The organism is Amycolatopsis sp. NPDC051371, from assembly GCF_040682155.1.
Taxonomy (GTDB): domain Bacteria; phylum Actinomycetota; class Actinomycetes; order Mycobacteriales; family Pseudonocardiaceae; genus Amycolatopsis.
The window spans coordinates 324530-341596 of record NZ_JBFBAG010000003.1; the positions used below are offsets into that span (position 1 = coordinate 324530).

Sequence of the window (17067 nt, forward strand, 5' to 3'; positions counted from 1 at the left end):
GTGATCGCTGAAATACCTCCGATTCTCCTCGATCGGTGCGCTACCACCGTCCACAGGAGACGGTGTCGATCGACGAACCACTTGACACGGAGGCAGAGACGGAGCGTTCATAGACATGTAGCCCGAACGACCGGATGCGCACCGGCGGGCCAACGCCCCGGCCGGGGCATGACCACCCATTCCACGACAGGCACATGGAGTTCGTCATGTCCCCCACGAACGGCAAGAACCACATTGCTGCCACCGATGCCATCAACGGCGATCGACACCTACAGGCGGTAATCCAGCAGACCGCGGTAACTACCGAAGACAAAATGCGCGCGGCGCTGGCCGACAACCCCGGCTCCACCACCGCCGCGCTGGCGATGGCGGCCGGGGTCGGCCGTTCGACCGCAGCGAAGATCCTGGCCCGTTGGGGCCGCGACGGCACCGCACTCCGCACCGCAGGCGCCGGACCCCGCATCCCCGACACCTGGACGCTAGCGCAGTCCGACAGCACCACCGTCGCGCCGGACGCCGACGACACGCCGACAGACGCGACGGCGACGGCAAGCGGCAACCACGCTAGCGACACCGACACAACGAATGCCAAAGAAGACGGGACTGAGACGAAGGCCGATACGGGCGACGGTCCTTCGACCGAAGTTACCACCGCAAAGGCACTACCATCGGACACAGACGCCGACGGCAAGCAGACCAGCGACGGCAAGAACACCGGAAACGGTACGGTCGCCTCGGACACCACCAGCCCGCCGTCCGACTCCGTTCCGGTCTCCCTGGTGACCGAACAGTCCGAGACCGGGAGCACCCGGTCTGCGGAAACGGCCCCTCCGGGCGCGGCAACCGCCGACACCGCTCCTGCGGAGAAGGATCGGCTGCCCAAGGGCGGGTTACGGGCCCTGGTGGAGGAGTACCTGACCGAGCACGCAAGCGACAGCTTCGGGCCCGCCAAAATCGGCAGGAACCTCGGACGCTCGGGTGGCGCGGTCAACAACGCCCTGGAGAAGATGGTCGCCGACGGCTACGCGATCAAGACCTGCGAGGCACCGAAGAGGTTCGCGATCAATCCGGACAAGGTCGACGTGCCGCCGATCACCGGAGCCGCCGGGTAGCCGCACCACGCTACCCGACATTCGCATGGGGCCGCAGCTGGCAATCCTGTTGGCTGCGGCCCTCACACACGATCGACGAGTTTCAACAATCAGCCCCGAGCTATCACAGCAGAGAGCGACAGGGGCAAAGAAAAGTCGAATTCGGCATCTGACGGCCCCGAGTACATCGAACGGCTACGCGATACACCGGGTCGGGTTCGAATGGGACACTATGCACGGGTTCCATTCCGGTTGGACATCTGTGAGCCGAAGGAGCGGACATGCGCGGCGCGGTCGTGGCGGTCGATGTTGACGGTGTGCTGGCTGCTGATCCTGCCCTGGCTGGCGGTGATCGGGCGCTTACCGAACTGGGCTACCGACCGTATGAGTTTGACGCACTCGGCCCCGATGGCCTTCCGAGGGCGGGTACCGTGTGGCTGAACCCCGAGCATGGCACGTGGTTGGGCGAGCTGCTCGACCGTGGAGCCGAGCTGGCGTGGGCGACGAGCTGGGGCGTCTGCGCCGCCGACTGGATTGCGCCACATCTCGGCCTGCCGCCGATGCCCGTTATCGAGGTGCCCAACCACGGACCCGCGTTCGGCTGGTCTCCCAAGGTCGCACCGATCCGCCGGTGGGTGCTCGACCGGCCACTGGCCTGGTTGGACGACCAACTGGGCGGCAAAGAGCACGGGTGGGCCGAGGAGCGACGCCACGACGACGCCATCCCCACCCTGATCGTTCCCATCGAGTCCGGACGCGGGCTGCGACGCCAGCACATCGATTCCGTGGTCGCGTGGCTTGACACCGACGTCGCGACCTACCTGGGACGGTGATCCGCAGACACCGCGGTGTGGATGTCGGGGTCGAGGGCGATGAGGCGTCCCGCCCGCCAAAACAGCGGGTGTGCCGGCGAACCCCCCTCCGTTCGTCGACACAACGAGATGCGGTCATGTCCGCTTCTCACCCCTCGGCCTGGAGTTACCGGAAGGCGTGCGGCATTCCCTCGGATTTTCGGTGCACTGGACGGAAAGACCACTCGTCGCCGTCGATGCGGTACGTGCCGTCCGGCATGGCCTCGATGCGCCAGGGCAGGTAACCGTCGCAAGTGCGGCGGTGCTGGTGCACGTGAACGAGGGTGTCGCCGTCGAAGTACGCAAGCGGATAGTCGTCGGGGAACTCCTGGTTCGCGCGGATGCAGTAGTCGGCCACGGCTTCGGCGATCTCGAGCCGGAACATCGCGACGCGCCCCGCAGTGCCCTCGCGGGTCTCGATGCGGGCGGGGAACGCGCTGCGGGCAGGCGTGCCCGGGTCGCAGGTGACCAGGGCCTCGCCCGGGTCCCGGCGGTAGCGAAGGGCGCGCGGCGCCGCAGGCCAATCGGCGTCGCGGTCGGGGGTACGCGGCGGGCCGGACAGGAACCAGCGGCCCAGTTCCCCCAGTGGGTAGCGGCCGTCGATGTCGGGGCCGATCTCGTGACGGTGGTGAGCGGCGTCCCCGGTGAAGACCACCAGCAGGTCGCCCTCGAGGCGGGCCAGCGGATACCAGTCCGGGTCGACCGGGTACACCAGGTTGAGCCACCGGCACATCGCTTCGGCGACCTCGCGGCGCAGCCGGGGCCGGACCCACAGGCCGTGGTGGCGGTAAGGCTCGATCACCGCGGGAAAGCTGACCTGGTGCGGCTCACCCCGAACGGCAGGCACCAGCTCGATCCAGTACTCACCGACCGCGAGGTCGCCGGCCGCGGACGAATCCTGTGTGGTGCTGAGTGTGCTCATCGTCGTGTTCTCCTTCAGCAGTCAGGTCGTGGCGTGTCCGGGCGGGTCCAGCGGTGCGTGTGCGGGTTCCACGTGGCGGTGGCCAGCAGGCGGTTGAGGTCGGGCATTCCGGGGCCGAGCATCCAGCCGAACTCTTCGCACTCGGCTTCCCCGGGCCACCGTCCGGTCCAGACGTCGCGGGGACAGCGGCACAAGGGTTGGCGCTGCAGCCCGGTAGCCAGACAGCGCGCCACGTCACAGGGCTGGCGATGAGCCTGGCCGATGCCGACGTCGCAGCTCGGACAGTGCGGCTCCGGTGGCGTGCGGTGCGGTGTCACGACGTGGCCCTCGTCGTCGCGTGCAGTGCTGCGATCAGGTCGTTCCACTGGTGGGCTTCGGATCCGATGTGGACGTTGAGGAGCCGGACATTGTCGGCTGTGAGTCGGAGGTGGGTGGCGACGAGCTCGCCGCCGGCGAGGAGGACCTCGGCGAAACGCAGATGTATTCCGGCCCAGTCCAGGCATCGCCGGTACTCGTCCTGAGCGACAGCGCGGCCGCTGAGGTCCGAGTGCATCTCGCGGGCGCGGGCGAACAGTGTCTCGGCGGTGCGATAGTGCTCGGCCGCGCTGCGCGGGTCCGCTGTCGCACCAGCCTCGGCGGTGGTCGGTGCATGTCGTGGGCCGTAGTGGGTCATGGTGTCCTCCGTGGTCGGTTGATGTGCCAGTGATGGTCTGGGGTCAGCGGACGGTCAGGGCCGCCTTGGTGTGGCGGTCGGCCAGCACGGGATGGCTGGTGTGGCGGTCGGCGGCGGTGATGAGCACGCGCACGCCGAAGCGCGGCGGGCCGCCGTCGGGGTCGGTCCACCCGTAGAGGGCAGGCAGGCTGGCCAGGGCGTCGCGGGCGAGGTCGGCGGCGGGGTCGCTGTCGCGGTAGCCGAGGACCTCGATCTCCAGCTCCACCACCGAGGAGTCAGCGGTGACGGCGTACCGCAGATCCGGCGCCAACCGCCGCTGGAGCGCGGCGAGCTCGGGTGGCGTTCCCGGGCCCGGCGGCAGGGTGAGGTCGGCCAGAATCCGCATACCCAGGTCCTCGATCCCGTCGCAGTGGGTTCGGCCCAGCAGCGGCCCGTAGCGGCGGCTGGTGGTGTCGGCGGCGTCGATCCCGGTATAGCCACAGGTGTCACGACCGGGCGGGAACACCACCACAGGCTCGTCCGGTCCGGGCGGGACGTACGCACCTGCGCGGGCCGAGCACCGCTGTCCGCGCTGGCAGGTCCAGACGGCGCCCTCGTCGAAGGCATAGGTGCGGTCGGTGCCATGGCTGGTCGGCCACAGCCACGGCCAACTCGCCGACGGTGGGCTGGTGGCGTAACCCGACTCGTCTCGGTGGATCGTGTCGCAGAGACGCTCGACTCGCCGGCGGAACTCCTCCGCGGCGCCCGCTCGCTCGATGACGGCGAGGCTCGCGCAGGCGCAGTGGTTGAGGTCGATCGAGGCGACCCAGTCGGCGTCCGGGCCGCGTCCGAGGTAGAAGTCGTGGGTAGTCGCGCAACTCATAGCGGTGCTCCAGCGGAAGTAGGGAGTCCGGTGGCCGGGTCGCGCATCAGCGGCATCGGCACCGACGGCGGAGCGGCCGGGTCGGCCAGCCACGCGTGGATGTCGGGCGGCCCGAGCGGGTCCTCGCCCTCGGGCACGCACGGGCAGCGTGGGTTGATCCGGTGCCACGCCACGCCGCCGCCCACGGTGAGGAACACCGCGTTCTCGCCCCGGTCGAACGCGACGATCCAGTCCGTGTGGTGGCTGGTGGCCCACGGCCACGGCCAGCCGCCTCGGCGTGGGTAGGCCTCGCCCAGGTCCTCGCAGGCCCAGACGGTGATCAGGTCGTTGACGGCGTCGCGGTAGGTGGTCTCGTCGGTGGTGGTCAACGCCAGTCGCCCCGGCGGGACGGCGAGCAGGTCCTCCGGGTGGGCGTCGCGGGCTACCGAGCCGAGCCACTCGGCGCTGATGCCGCGCCGGAGGTAGAAGTCGGTCTTGGTCGACATCATCGGCTCCTGCTCGGTTGTGGCGGCGCGTAGGGGTTTCCGGTAGTCAGGGCTGATACGGGGGCGGGTATGCACGCGTAGGGGTCAGGTGGGCAGTTCGGCGCTACCGCACGGTGCTGGCCGGAATCGTGGTCCTCGTCGACGGCGCGTCCGAGCAGGTAGGCCAGCACAATCACCGGGGTCCACGGTCCGGGTAGCAGAACGGCCAGCACGGTCCACATCAGACGTTTCTTTCTGTCCTGCATGGGGTTTGCCTCCTCGTATCGGAACGATGGGATCGGGTCACCCGAAGGTCGGGAGGTTGCCGAGGGGCGGCGGCGTTCTCGGCGATAGCAGCGGGTTCGTCGATGACGGCGACCGTGGTGTCCCGGGATGGAACTCCGTACGGAGGGGAAGCTCACCTGGCCTCCACGTCGGGCGGGCGAGGTGCGGCGACGCAGTCCCGGCGATGACCGGGGTCGCCGTGGAATTCTGCGGGTGCGCCCTCGTCGCCGAGGTGCTCGCCGTCGGGGTCGAGATGAGCTCCGAGGTCGGCGAGGCCGGCGACTCGCGCGACGGGCACTCGCGGCGCCTCGCAGTACGGGCACTCACCGAGCAACAACCAGCCCCATACCGGGCTGGACCCGGTCAGGTCGGAGATGAACTGCCAGCGGTGCCCGCCGTCGCTGGTGACCTCGAACAGGTCGCCCGGGGTGACACTGGTGTCGATGCCGTAGCGGCGCTGCGGGTCGTCGCGCACGAGCACCGCGTCGACGGGAATCCCGAGTGCGGCGGCGAGGGAGGCGGCGGACGCCGCGCGACGCGACCATCGCGACGTGACGACGTAGCGCTCGGCGAATTCGCGCGGCGCGGCCGCGCAGTAGCGGCGGGCCATGGTGATGGCCCGGTCGGCCAGCGCGGTAACGGCCGTGGGGGTCATGGTGGGCGGTCCCTTTCGTGTCGTGGTGAGTGGGGTGGTCTTCAGGCGTGCGGTTGGTCGGGTACGGCGGGAAGCGGGACGAGCACGGGGCCGTCGAACGCGACGGCGAGGCGGCAGCCGAGTGAGTCGCGGGCGTGCACGTCCCAGAAGCCTCGGCAGATCGCCTGCTGCCCGATCGGGATCCCGGCATCAGGCAGGGTGGTGTGGCAGACGATCCAGCTGCCCCTCTCGAGCGCGGCCCGGACCATGTCCTCTCGTGCGCCCTCAGTGAGGTGCATCAGGTTGCCGGGCCGGAAGATGCAGGTCGGACATTTGTCCTCCAGCGTGCGCGGAAGCCCGGTGGCAGGGTCGACGACGTCGCCACACCGCGACGCCTGCGCGTCGGTCACCGTCGGTGTACCGGGGTATGGGTCAAGCTGAGGTTCGCGCATGGTGTGACCGTCCTGGGGAATGTCGGATGTTCTCCGGTCGTGATGGATTCCGGGGGCTCAGTGCGGGTGTCGGTTGCTGGCCAGTCCGGCGCGCAGCTGGGCGAGAGTGCGGCCCTCGCGCGGGTGGCGCCATAGGTGCCTGCCGTTGACCGTGACCGGGGTCGCGAGGTTGGTGGCCAGCGTGGAGACGGCGGAGGTACAGAGCTCGTGGGGTTCGGTGCCGTGGGCCAGTGCCCCGCCGTGGCAGACGGTGGCGGTGTTCCCGTTCCACCTCAGGCGGTCGCCGACCGCGAGGAGTCCGGCGTCGATCAGTGTTGCGAGTGCGTCCGGCGCGTCCGGGCGGGGCCCGAGGTGCGCGCTACCGGTCCCGAGGGTTGTGGTGAAGGCCTGCCGCGTCACCGTCCGGGCGGCCTCGTCGGCGAGGGCACGCATCCAGGACAGCACCGTGGTCGCCACGTGATGTGGCCAGCGCGTGTCCAGCGCGGGCGGGATCCGCACGCTGCGCCACTCGTCCTCGTGGGCGGCGAGGACCTCGACGTCGACTCGGGTGCGGTCGAGGTCCGCCGGCGAGGCCAACCGCACCACGACGTCACCCCGGTTCAGGGTCGCTGGCGGTGGTGCGGGCAGCCATGCCCCGGCGAACAGCGAGGCGATGTCGGTGCGTGCGGGGTCGGGATCAGGGTCGGTCGGGCGGCCTCCGGCCCCGGGAGCGGTGAGCCCCACCGTCGTGATGACGAAGGCCCACATGCCCTCGGGGTTGCGCAGGGGCACCGGGCCCGGTGCGGCGGGAACAATGGTCACCGCGTCCGGCGGGACGGTCTGGTCGGTGGTGGCGGGTGTCGTGTTCATGGCTTTGCTTCCGTGGTCGGGTCAGCGGGTCCCGGGAGCGACGCCCCCCGGGACCCGTGGGGGTCAGCGGGTGGCGCGCAGGGCGGCGGTGGCGGCCTGCCCGATGGCGCGGGCGGTGGTGGTCGGGTCGGTCAGGGTGTGCACGGTGGCGCCGTTCATCGGGTCGGTGCCGGGCTTGTCGGGGGCCAGCCACAACACCGCGCACCCGCTCTCGCGCAGCCGGTCGAGCATCTTCTGGCCCGGCTGCCGGGTTTCGAGTTCGAAGTTGCCGTCGGAGATGATCACTAGCAGCCGCGCGGCGGTGGGGCGGGACAGGTCGAGGGCACCGTCGAGGGCGCTGATCGCGGTGTCGATGGCGTGCCCGCCGTAGCGGGTGCCGAATGTGGTCACCTTGGCGGGGGTGGCCCCGGGGCGGGTGATCGGGGTGACGATGCCTGCGCCGAAAACCACGGTGGCCGTGGTGGCGGGTACGGCGGTGTGGTGGGCGGCGTGGGCGAGGATCCAGGCCGCCGAGGCCACGGGGTCGGTGAGGGCACTCATGGAGGCGGTGACGTCGCAGATGATTCCCAGCCGCAACGGCGGGGCGGGCACCACACTGCGGGTGGTGCGGGTGAACGGTTCGGCGGTGGGGATCGCGCCCGCCGAGCGTTGCGCGTCGGCGGTCATCGCGCCCCGCATCCGCAACCGTCCCGGCGGCACCGTCGAACGGGTTTTCGTGGCGGTGCGTTCCCGGTGTCCGGCGGTGGTCAGCGCGCGGGCGAGGTGCCGCGAGGCGGTCTGTTCTGTCGCGCTCGGCGCACGAGTGCCCGTGATGTGGCGGGCGGTCGCGTCGAATCCGGTTCCGGTGCCGCCGAACACCGCGTTCGCCGCGTCCTGCGCTTGCTGGCGTGCCGTGTCGTCGGCGGCGCGGGCGTCGATGGCTTGCGTGACGGGGTCGGTGGGGGCGACGGTCGCGGCGACCGCGCGAGCGATGGCGGCGGCGGCGCTGGTGATCGCGCCCGCCAGCGGCGACGGCGTGCCGTTCCCGGTCCCGTGGGCGGTAGCGTTCGGGTCGGGGGTGTCGGGCGGCTGGTTCGCGTCGGTGCCGATCGCGTCGCACCAGCGGCGCCCCAGTTCGATCATGCGCGTGGCGTCGTCGTCGGCGGTGCGATGCGCGGCGCGCCAGATGCGGCGCAGTGTCGTGAGGGTGTCGGTCCCGAGGATGTCGCGCACCACTCGGTCGACGGTGGCGACTTCGCGGCGGGTCAGGATCCCCGCGTCCACCCGCGCCAGCAGCAGCGCGGCGCTGCGGGCGGCGTCCTGGGCGGTCATCTGGGGCGCGGCGGCGGGGTCGTGTGCCTGGGTGTCGGCGAGGATCAGGTTGGTGGCGCTGGCGCGCAGCCAGTACCGGTCCCCCGGGCGGTGCTGAACCTGACGGGCCTCCATCCGGGACTCTTCCAGCGCATCGGCGGCGGCCGCCGCGCCCGGGGGCGCGCCAGCGGGGGCCCGCCAGCGGGAGAAGTGGGCGTGGCCAGCCTCGTGGGTCAGCAGTCCCCAGATGGTCCGGTAGCGCTTGCGGTCCCCGACGCGGTGGGGTTCGACCGTGGCGGGGTCGACCCCGGTGTCCAGGTAGGTGCCGTCAACCTCGATGGTGGCGAGGTCGGGGAAGAAGCAGGCCGGCGCGCCGTGTCCGGCCCCCGGGGCGACGGTGACCACGAGGTCGTCGCGGTCGGCGATGGTGGGGACCTCGTCGCCGAACGCGGCGGACAGGGTCAGCCACCCGGGGGCGGCGGGAAACACGGCGGTCGGTGTGGACGTGGCGGCGGCTACGTGGGCGGTCACGGGTGTGGGTCCTTTCGGCGACGGTGCGCGCGGGTCGGCGGCGGTGGTGCGGGTTAGAACTGCGCGCCCAGCGACAGCGGGGCGACGTTGGCACCGAAGGTGTTGCGCACCGCGTCGGCGACCACGTCCCGGTCTTCTTCGGGGGCGATGCCGATCAGGTTTCCGGCGGCGGCGGTGGTGCCCAGCGCGTCGGCGATCCGGTTGAACGCGATCAGCTCACGCAACTGCGGCGCCCACCCGATCTCGCCCTTTGCCTGCCGTGCGGCGAGATTCTTCGCGACCCGCACCGCCTTCTCGTTAATCTTGAGCTTGGTGGCGAGGTCGTAGTCGGTGGACACCTGGATCTGCGCGGAAAACCGGGAGGAGAGCGCGTCGGTCAGCACCGCGCCGTGGACTCCGGGGTTGTGTCCGGCCACGACGTAGAACCCGGGCACGGCGTCGACCACCTCGTTCTTGTGGGTCTTGATGATGATTTGGCGGCGTCCGTCCATCGCGGGGTACAACACCGCGAGCACGGTCGGCGGGATCAGGGTCGCGTCGTCGACGAACAGCGCGCGACCTTCGCGCATCGCGGTCACCAGCGGCCCGTAGGCGAATTCGTAGAGGCCGTCCGGGGTTTGGGTGTAGGAGCCCACGAAGTCGTCGGTCACGGTGTCGCTGTCGCCTTGAATGGTGACGAGGTCGTCGAAGGCGGCCTCCACCACCGACGTTTTCCCGGTCCCGGGTGGCCCGTACATGAGCGCGGGCACACCCGCGTCCCGCAACCGTCGAAGTGCGGTCACGTCGGACAGGTCGGACAGTTTGCGGGGGTGGTACAGCTGCCCGTTCGGGCGCCGTACCGGTCCGGTCACCAGCGCGGGCGGGATGGGCGCTGTGGTGGGCGGCGGTGGTGCGGGGGCGGCGGTGGGTGGGGTGCCGCGCGGGGTGACTGTGGCCTTTCGCGCGGCGTCGGCGGTTTTGTCGGTCGCGCGGTAGGTGAGCGGGTTGGTGCCGACCTTGTCCGCTTCCCCGCGTGCTTCCAACGTCGCCAGTGCGTTACCGACCGCTCCGGACGACTTCCCGCCGAGCTTGCTGGCGATGGTTCCGGGGGTGAGTGCGGCGGCGGGGTCGTGGGCGAGCTGTTCGGCGACCCTGCGGCGGAGTTCGCCGCCCGGCAGTCGGTTGCCCGCGCCCGGGGCGGCGGGTGCGCTGCCCGTGACCGCAGTAGTGGCTGGCGTGGTCATGGTGTCGGGTTCCTTTCACAGAAACAGACGGGCACGGTGTGCAGGCGGGAAGGGGTGGCGGCTCAGCGCAGGCCCTGGTCGGCGACACAGGCAGCGAATTCCCGGTGGAAGGCGGCGGCGTAGGCGGCGGTGAGGGTGGGCGCGGTGTGGTAGCGCAGCGGGATCGCGGGCGGTTCACCCATCGCTGCTGTGACGTCGGTGTAGCGTGCCGCGATCTCGGCGGCGGCCCACCCGTTGAACCCGCCGATCTCGGCGGCTTCGGCAACGGACACGGTCGTGGCCGTTGTCCTACCGACTGGCGGCGTGCGTTGCTCGTGACGCATAGCGGTCCCATTCGTGAGTTGCTGGCTTCCGGGTTGCCGGGTGACGGTTCACCTGGGCTGTCCCTTGGTGCGGCGGCGACCCGCCACGTTCGCGGCGACGTTGCGACGGTCTCAGACGTCATCGAGATAGATCGACACCCAGACGTTGCCGGTTTCCTGCAGGACTTCGGCCACGACGTACTCGAACCCGTCGTGCAGGATCCGGGTGCCGACCGGGGGCAGGGCGGGCAGGTCGGCCAGCACACGGCCTTCGTCGGGGGCGACGTCGTCCGGCATGAACAGCCGCGCCCTGATCAGCGGGATGACCCGGACCACGGTCTCGACCGGGTGTTCGTCGACAATGCGGCGGGGCTCGCCGTTGCGGACCCGGGGTGCCGCGTCCGGTGCGGTGCGCGTGGCGCCCGTGACGAGAGTGGTTGATGGCGTGGTCATCGGTGGTTCCTTTCACGGCAGCTGCGGGACATAGCGGTCCCCCATCGCGAATTGCCGGATTTCGACTTCCCGGGTTGACGGTTCGCGCCCGGGTGATTGTTTGCGGTTTCCGGTTTCCCGGTGACACAACAAACGTAACTCGATCCAGGATGCCCGCGCAATAGTTTTCAGGGTCAATTTCAGGGTATTTTCTCGTGGGAAATGGGATTCCCGTCGCGTTTGTGCAGGTCAGGCGATTTCCGTTGAATTCAAGACTGTCGACGCCGGCCGCAAATAAGGCCGTGAATGAATGAGCTTCTGTGAGAAAATAGGAACGGGAGGCGAGAGGTGCGAGAGGTGACCAGGGGGCAATGGCGAGCGGGACGGAAGCGATGACGAAACGACGTGACGCCGGCGCCGGGCCTGATGTGCTTACCTGCTTGGTGTCAAGCGAGTCTGGGATACTGGCGGATCCCCGTGCGGTGGTCGTGAGCTGCGAGAACGGCTGAGACAGGGGGATCCGGCTTAGGCGGATACCGGAGAACGAGGCTGATTGGCGGGGGCGGCGGCACCCCGGTTGGCGGTCACCCTCCGCATCAATCCCACACGGGCCGGTGGCGGCGGGTGACCGCTGATGCGTGTCGTCATCGGCGCTCGAGGCACTGGCGTCACAGTCGGAGCCATGGTCGCGCGCGCTGGACCGGGCGGTCGTCGTGGCGCGCGGCGGTCGCGCTCGACGCTCGATGCGCGACGGTGACGACATTGCAAGGAAATAGGGGTCCGTGCGCACGGGGTTCTTTTTCTCCGGCGTCGACGATTGTGCTGTCGTAGTCGACGCTAGCATCGGCACGGGCAGATGTCGTGGCATGATATCGAGGTATTTCACTGTTTCGCTCAAATACCTTTGGCCCGCCGGAGCCATGCCTCGAAGGCCACGTCGCCGAGGTGTATTCGAGAGCCGTCGGGGTGGTCATTCATGGCGCCGTGGCTCGGGAGAAATCGCCGAGCGGTATCCCGGTCTCGCGTTCGCGTAGCCGGCGGGCGAGGTCGCCGGTGTCCGCGGTGGGTGTGAGGTCGATTTCGGCCAAGCGGGTCCGCAAGAGCGTGAGTGTGCGGGAGATTTCGCCGTGCCGGCCCAGGGCGTGTTGCATGCGCATGATGTCGCGGTAGAGCAGTTCGTTGTGTGGGTCGAAGCTGCGCGCGGTTTCGAGGAGATCCAGGGTGTAGTCCGGGTCGTCCTCGACGCGGGCGCGGGCGAGCGCGGCCACAGCTTCGAGCGCGTCGCGCCGTGTGGATTCCCGGGCGGCGACGAGCCATTCGGCGTCCAGGCCCTCGGCCAGTGGTCCGCCGTAGTGCGCCACGATGGCCGCGTAGGCGCTAGTGCGCCGCTCGGGGGTGGTGGCGCTACGGCGCGCGGTGACGGCGTCGGCGAAGCCCCAGTAGTCTACCTCCACGACGGCTGGGTCGAGCCGGTAGTGACCGTGCTCGGCCAGGATCAGGGCACCGACGGCGCCGCGGGTGGCAGTGTCGATCGTGTGGCGGATCCGGGAGACGACGGTGCGCAGGACGCTGGCGGGGTTGCGGGGCGGCTGATCTGGCCAGAGCGCGTCGACGATCCCGTCCCGGAACACTCCGTCGGGATGGACGGCGAGGAACACCAGCAGTTCGACCGGTCGGCTGCTCAGCTTTCCCGACAGGTCGCGCGTGTCGATGTCGGGCCGGGCCGGGTCACGGCGCCAGTGCAGAGCCGGAGCGCCGAACACCGCCAGCGTCAGCGGTGTGGGTCTCGCCGCGTCCGCGGCCTGCGTGGCCGGCAGTGTGCGCGGCTCGCGGGCGGGTGCAGCGGCCGCGGTGAAAGCCGGTTCCGGCACGGACCGGTCGGAGGTGATCTCCAGTCGATCAGGGGCTGTTGCACCGGCATCTGACGCGGCCGAGTTCGCGTCGACGGGGCCGTCGTGGTCCTGCGCGGTGTACAGGAAGGTCAGCAGGTCACGGGTGGCAGTTTCGGGCAGGGTGAAGCTGCGGGTGCCACGCAGGGGTTCGCCGAGCTCGGGGTCGGTCGCGGAGATCGTCCCGCCGGCGGTGATGTAGGCGGTCACTCCAGGCCGCCATTGACCGAGCAGCAGCGCCGTGACGCCGCGCTGGGCGCCGTTGTCGAGCAGGTGCTGCAGTCGCGCCTGCCGCTCCGGGTCGCGGGGCGATGTCGCGATCAGGACGGCGGGCCGGGACGATTCCGGGGCTTCGAGCACGGCCACGGCGGCGTCCAGGTCGACGACGACACTGAGCGCGTCGGGCAAGTCCGTCCCGGGCCTCGGCGCGCCGAGCAGGCGGACGAGGTCTTCGGCGGGGACAAGCACTCTCGGTGCTGGTGCGTCTTCGCGTGCGGTGGTGAGGATGGTGAGCAGCAGGGCGCGGGCCGCGGCGTAGCCGCCGGGCCCGACCAGGCCGAGGCCGTGCACGCGAGCCAGGTCGAGGGCGACGTGGGTGGCCTCGCCCGCTGCGGTGTCGGTGGTCCTGGCGTCGGTGCGCGGTGCACGTGTGCGCAGGGCGATGTCGACCGCCCGCGGTGGTGTCGCCGGTCCGCTGTCGGTACCGGTGGGCGCGGCGGCGACCACGCGATGGCTGCGAGTGAGAAGCAGCTGCAGCTGGCCCTCGTTACTCCGGTGAACGGGTTCACGACGGTGCTGCCGGGTGACGGGGACGTCGGCTTCGGTACCGCCGGCGTCGTCGGGCTCGCCTTCGATGTCCAGTGCGGTGTCTTCGTCGTGGTGCTGGGCGCGCAGGTGCGCCAGTCGCAGTTGATACACCACGGGCGCGGCCGCCACATCCCCGTCGCATCGGCCGCCGGGCCGGTAACGCGCCTGGCGGCGGCGCCGCACGAGCAGGACCAGGGCGCTGACCACGGCGGCGAGGCTCAGGCTCGCGAACACCTCACCACTGCCCCAGCTCACCGCACCGCCGGCGGGGTGGTCAATTGCCGTGTCTGTACCGGCGTCCACATGGGAGGGTGCCGGGTCTGCAGGTAGTGGCGTGATCGTGCTCGGCGCCGAGGGTGGCGGTTCGGTCGCGGTTGCCGGGCTGGCGGGGACAGCGTCTGACGCCTGCGGTGGTGAGACGGGGGAACCGGCGACAGGATCGGCGGTGGGGATGCGGAGTATGTCGCCGGGGTGAACCAGGTTCGGGTTGCTCAGCACGCGCGCGCCCGGCTGGGTGCTGCCCTGGTTGAGTGCCCAGATCTCGAGCCACCTGTCCCCGTCGCCGAGGCAGCGTTGCGCGATGCGCCACAGCGAGTCGTGCACTCCGTCCTCCGGCGGCCGTACCCGCTCGGTACCGGGCTGGACTGGGGCCGGCTGGTCGGCGGTGTGCTCTTCTGCGACCGGCATGGTCTCGACACGACTCGTCACGACCGTCGGCGCGGCGCCGGTAGACCGGGCGGGCTCGGCGGGGGGTGCGGGTGCGGCGTTGGCGGTGCGGCCCAGCATCGCCACGAGCAGGGCCCCGACGAGCATGGCCGCGACGCGCCGCACCGGACCTGCCTGCCGGCGCAGGTCCGGCCACCGGACACCCCGGGCGGACTCGAGGGCACAGGCCGCGACGTCGAGGACGAACACCAGCCACAGCACCCACACCAGGCAGGCCAGAATGTCGAGCAGAAGACTTGTCGACATCGGTGCGATAAGCGCCGATCCGAGCTCGTCCAGGCTCGGAAGATGATTCGGCAACGGCCACCCGGCGCCATAGACGAGCGCCCAGGGCAGTCCTGCCACCAGCGCAGCCAGCAGGCCGAGCGCGAGCAGTCCCCGCACGCCCAGGCCCAGCAGCCGGACGGTGCGCGCGATCGGTGTGCGGCCGACCATCAGCTGCGCGCCGCTGCGGCCGCAGCTTCGGCGGGCTCGGCTGACTCGTTCGGTGCCTGGGGCAAGGTCCGTGCGGCACGCGGTTCGAGTGCTGTCGCCGTGCCGTGACCGGCGGCGTCGCGGATCCTCACGCGCGGCCGTGAGCGCTTGCCGCTGCGGGCCGGCTTGGCTGCGTGGTCGAGCCAGCGGGTGAGATCGGCGACGGGGATGTCGGTGATCTGCGCCAGTTCGGCCACGTCGATGACGTCACCAGCCTCGGTCAAGACTCTGCCGAGGTCGCGTTCGAGCTCGGCGAGCTGCCCGGCCAGCTCGCAGTGCCGGCTGGCCAGCTGCACCACGAGGATGGCTGCCTGGGCTCGGTGGGCGCTGCGTTCAGAATCGCGTTCCTCGATGCGGCGGGTGATCTCGTCTTCCGAGGTGACCATGCCGTGTCTCCTTGTCGTGGTGCTGCCCGTGGGTCAGGGCTCGATGCCGGTGATCCCGAGTTGCGGGTGGGCGGCGGCGTGCCCGTGGGTGTGGATGTCCTTGACGCCGACCAGCGAGAGCAGTTGGGTGCGGTAGGTGGCGGTGACCTCGACGGTCACGGTGTCCGCGGCGACCGCGACGGTGCCGGTGGCGCCGATGCTCGCCAAATACCGCTGCGCGAGCTCGCGAGCCAGGACGGGATCGAGCCGGACCTCGCCGCTGGCGCGGTAGGCCGCGAGGTCGAGGGCTTGGGCGCCGGCCCGGGCGGCGGATTCGGCCGCTCCGCCGGCGCGGACCTTGCTCGCCAGCGCGAGGCCGCCGTCCAGGCTCAGGCCGGCCAGGGCGAGGAGCCCGATCAGCAGCACCAGTACGAACGCCGACAGCTGGCCCCGCTCGGCGCGCCACCACACGCCCCACCTGCCGTCGGCGCCGCTGCCGGTCATCGCGCCACTTCCGCTGCGGGGGCCGAGCGGTGCGCGTCGACCACCTCGCTGGCGGTCGATTCCAGGACCTTCCCGCCAGGCACGGCCAGGAGCAGGGCCTGTCCGAGGTCGACGGTGCAGCGCACGCTGACCGTGATCGTCGCGGCGGGGGTCAGCGTGCCCGACATCGTGGTGGCCACGTCGCGGCACACCACTCCGGCGTGGGCGAGCGCCGCGCCGGCGGTCTGCTGTGCGGCGGTGGCAGCGGCAGGAGTGCTGCGTTGCAGGGTGGCGGCGCGGGCGGCTTGGTGGGCGGCGTCGTCGAGCCGCAGCCGGGCATCGACGTCGCGGTGCACCGCGACGGCCAGGAATACCAGGAGCATGACCAGCAGCGGGGTTAGCAGCACGGCCTCGACGGTCACCGAGCCACGCTCGCCACGCCACCACCGGCGACGCGCTATCTCGCGTTTCGGTGTCTGCGGGCTCACGGCGCCCTCGTCTTGTCGGGCTCGCTGCCGCGGAACCAGCTGAAACGACGGGTCGCGGCTCCTCCCCCGGCCGCATGGCTGCCAGGAACCTGCAGCCACGACGATGCCGGCTTTTCCCACGGGAACGCTCCGGCTCCCGTGAGATCTCGAGCAGCGGTGAGGTAGGCGTGCAAGTTCCGCGGCCACGACTCCGCCGTCCGTCCCATAGCCCGCACACGGTCGTCCCCGGGCAGGATGGCCAGGGTGCGGTCTGTGCGGACGGCCAGCTCGGCGTGGCGGAGTTTCGTCTCCCACGCCCGCGACAACGCGATGCAGCCGCGCATATGCCACGCGACCTCGGCCAGGCCCGCGTCGACCACGGCGACCGCCTCGCGCGCCGCAGCGGCCAGTTCACCGACCTCGGCATCCGGGTCGCCCGCGAGTTCAGTCGCCAAGCTGCGGGCCGCGCGGGTGCGGTCCAGCACAGACAAGGTCTCCCACACCACTCGGTGCACCTCATGACACAGCGCCGGGTCGAACCAGGCTCGCGCCGGGCTGCGGTGCAGTTCGTCCACGCCCGCGATCAGCTCCCGCACCGCCGCGGCGGCCGGCGCGCCGAGATCGGCGAAGTCACGGCTGCGCAGGAAGAACTCGCCGCGCACCCGGTCGAGCCGACACGAAAGCGCCGCGCCGTGGCGATGATCGACCAGCACCCGGGTGGCGCGGCGCCAGCCACTCACCACGCTCGCACCGGCGGTGAGGATCCCGAAGCCGAGCGCGTCTCCCGCTACCGGACCCGCGCCTGAGCGGGCCGCGAGCACGGCGAAACCCGCGACGGCAGTGCCGGTCAGTCCGGTAAGGACAAGTCGGAGAGGTAGCCAGGCACGCACATACTCGGTGCGCCATCGCCGATCGGGGATGGCGGGATTCACGACCAGGGAGTCCGGTCCGTCGGGGAACAAGCCCGTGACCACGGGCGAGGACGCTCTGGTGGG

The 17067-nt window shown here is 70.8% G+C and carries 18 protein-coding genes; 2 read left to right on the forward strand and 16 right to left on the reverse strand.

The genetic code is table 11. The features are described 5' to 3' along the window. Positions 1-206 precede the first annotated feature (206 nt). Together AB0M59_RS06035 and AB0M59_RS06040 are read left to right on the forward strand one after the other, a co-directional pair. Positions 207-1112, forward strand: coding sequence for a hypothetical protein (locus AB0M59_RS06035; protein WP_364609460.1), 906 nt, complete (start codon positions 207-209; stop codon positions 1110-1112). A 260-nt stretch (positions 1113-1372) separates the two neighbouring features. Beyond that, positions 1373-1924: a hypothetical protein gene (locus AB0M59_RS06040; protein WP_364609463.1), complete on the forward strand. Its 552-nt coding sequence runs from the start codon at positions 1373-1375 to the stop codon at positions 1922-1924. Between the two features lie 145 nt (positions 1925-2069). Here AB0M59_RS06040 and AB0M59_RS06045 read toward each other — a convergent pair whose 3' ends face one another. The 16 genes from AB0M59_RS06045 to AB0M59_RS06120 form a co-directional block, all read right to left on the reverse strand. Continuing rightward, positions 2070-2864: a hypothetical protein gene (locus AB0M59_RS06045; protein WP_364609466.1), complete on the reverse strand. Its 795-nt coding sequence runs from the start codon at positions 2862-2864 to the stop codon at positions 2070-2072. Positions 2865-3177: 313 nt separating this feature from the next. Beyond that, positions 3178-3537, reverse strand: a complete 360-nt coding sequence (locus AB0M59_RS06050; protein ID WP_364609469.1) for a hypothetical protein — start codon at positions 3535-3537, stop codon at positions 3178-3180. A 43-nt stretch (positions 3538-3580) separates the two neighbouring features. Then, positions 3581-4399, reverse strand: a complete 819-nt coding sequence (locus tag AB0M59_RS06055; protein WP_364609472.1) for a hypothetical protein — start codon at positions 4397-4399, stop codon at positions 3581-3583. Beyond that, a complete protein-coding gene (locus AB0M59_RS06060; RefSeq protein WP_364609475.1) occupies positions 4396-4884 on the reverse strand; it encodes a hypothetical protein in 489 nt (162 codons plus the stop codon). The genes AB0M59_RS06055 and AB0M59_RS06060 overlap by 4 nt, the downstream gene beginning before the upstream one ends. Before the next feature lie 397 nt (positions 4885-5281). Further along, positions 5282-5803 carry a hypothetical protein gene (locus AB0M59_RS06065; protein ID WP_364609478.1) on the reverse strand — a complete coding sequence of 174 codons (522 nt, stop codon included), beginning with the start codon at positions 5801-5803 and terminating at the stop codon, positions 5282-5284. Positions 5804-5844: 41 nt separating this feature from the next. Next, complete coding sequence (locus AB0M59_RS06070; protein ID WP_364609481.1) at positions 5845-6192, reverse strand: hypothetical protein; 348 nt, start codon at positions 6190-6192, stop codon at positions 5845-5847. 99 nt (positions 6193-6291) lie between these two features. Continuing rightward, complete coding sequence (locus tag AB0M59_RS06075) at positions 6292-7083, reverse strand: hypothetical protein (protein WP_364609484.1); 792 nt, start codon at positions 7081-7083, stop codon at positions 6292-6294. A 63-nt stretch (positions 7084-7146) separates the two neighbouring features. Continuing rightward, positions 7147-8904, reverse strand: coding sequence for a hypothetical protein (locus tag AB0M59_RS06080; protein ID WP_364609487.1), 1758 nt, complete (start codon positions 8902-8904; stop codon positions 7147-7149). Positions 8905-8957: 53 nt separating this feature from the next. After that, entirely contained in the window at positions 8958-10127 is a 1170-nt protein-coding gene (locus tag AB0M59_RS06085; RefSeq protein WP_364609490.1) for an AAA family ATPase, read from the reverse strand. Between the two features lie 62 nt (positions 10128-10189). Then, on the reverse strand, positions 10190-10399 hold the full coding sequence (locus tag AB0M59_RS06090; RefSeq protein WP_364609493.1) for a hypothetical protein: 210 nt from the start codon (positions 10397-10399) through the stop codon (positions 10190-10192). 162 nt (positions 10400-10561) lie between these two features. Continuing rightward, the gene (locus AB0M59_RS06095) at positions 10562-10882 is read right to left on the reverse strand and encodes a hypothetical protein (RefSeq protein WP_364609496.1); all 321 of its coding nucleotides are present in this window, start codon (positions 10880-10882) and stop codon (positions 10562-10564) included. Between the two features lie 953 nt (positions 10883-11835). Further along, entirely contained in the window at positions 11836-14718 is a 2883-nt protein-coding gene (locus AB0M59_RS06100) for a BTAD domain-containing putative transcriptional regulator (protein WP_364609499.1), read from the reverse strand. After that, on the reverse strand, positions 14718-15143 hold the full coding sequence (locus AB0M59_RS06105) for a hypothetical protein (RefSeq protein ID WP_364609502.1): 426 nt from the start codon (positions 15141-15143) through the stop codon (positions 14718-14720). The genes AB0M59_RS06100 and AB0M59_RS06105 overlap by 1 nt, the downstream gene beginning before the upstream one ends. Before the next feature lie 33 nt (positions 15144-15176). Further along, entirely contained in the window at positions 15177-15626 is a 450-nt protein-coding gene (locus AB0M59_RS06110; RefSeq protein ID WP_364609505.1) for a pilus assembly protein TadG-related protein, read from the reverse strand. Continuing rightward, complete coding sequence (locus AB0M59_RS06115) at positions 15623-16093, reverse strand: TadE/TadG family type IV pilus assembly protein (protein ID WP_364609508.1); 471 nt, start codon at positions 16091-16093, stop codon at positions 15623-15625. Before AB0M59_RS06115 ends, AB0M59_RS06110 begins: the two co-directional genes overlap by 4 nt. Next, positions 16090-17046, reverse strand: a complete 957-nt coding sequence (locus AB0M59_RS06120; protein ID WP_364609511.1) for a hypothetical protein — start codon at positions 17044-17046, stop codon at positions 16090-16092. Before AB0M59_RS06120 ends, AB0M59_RS06115 begins: the two co-directional genes overlap by 4 nt. Between the last annotated feature and the right edge of the window lie 21 nt (positions 17047-17067).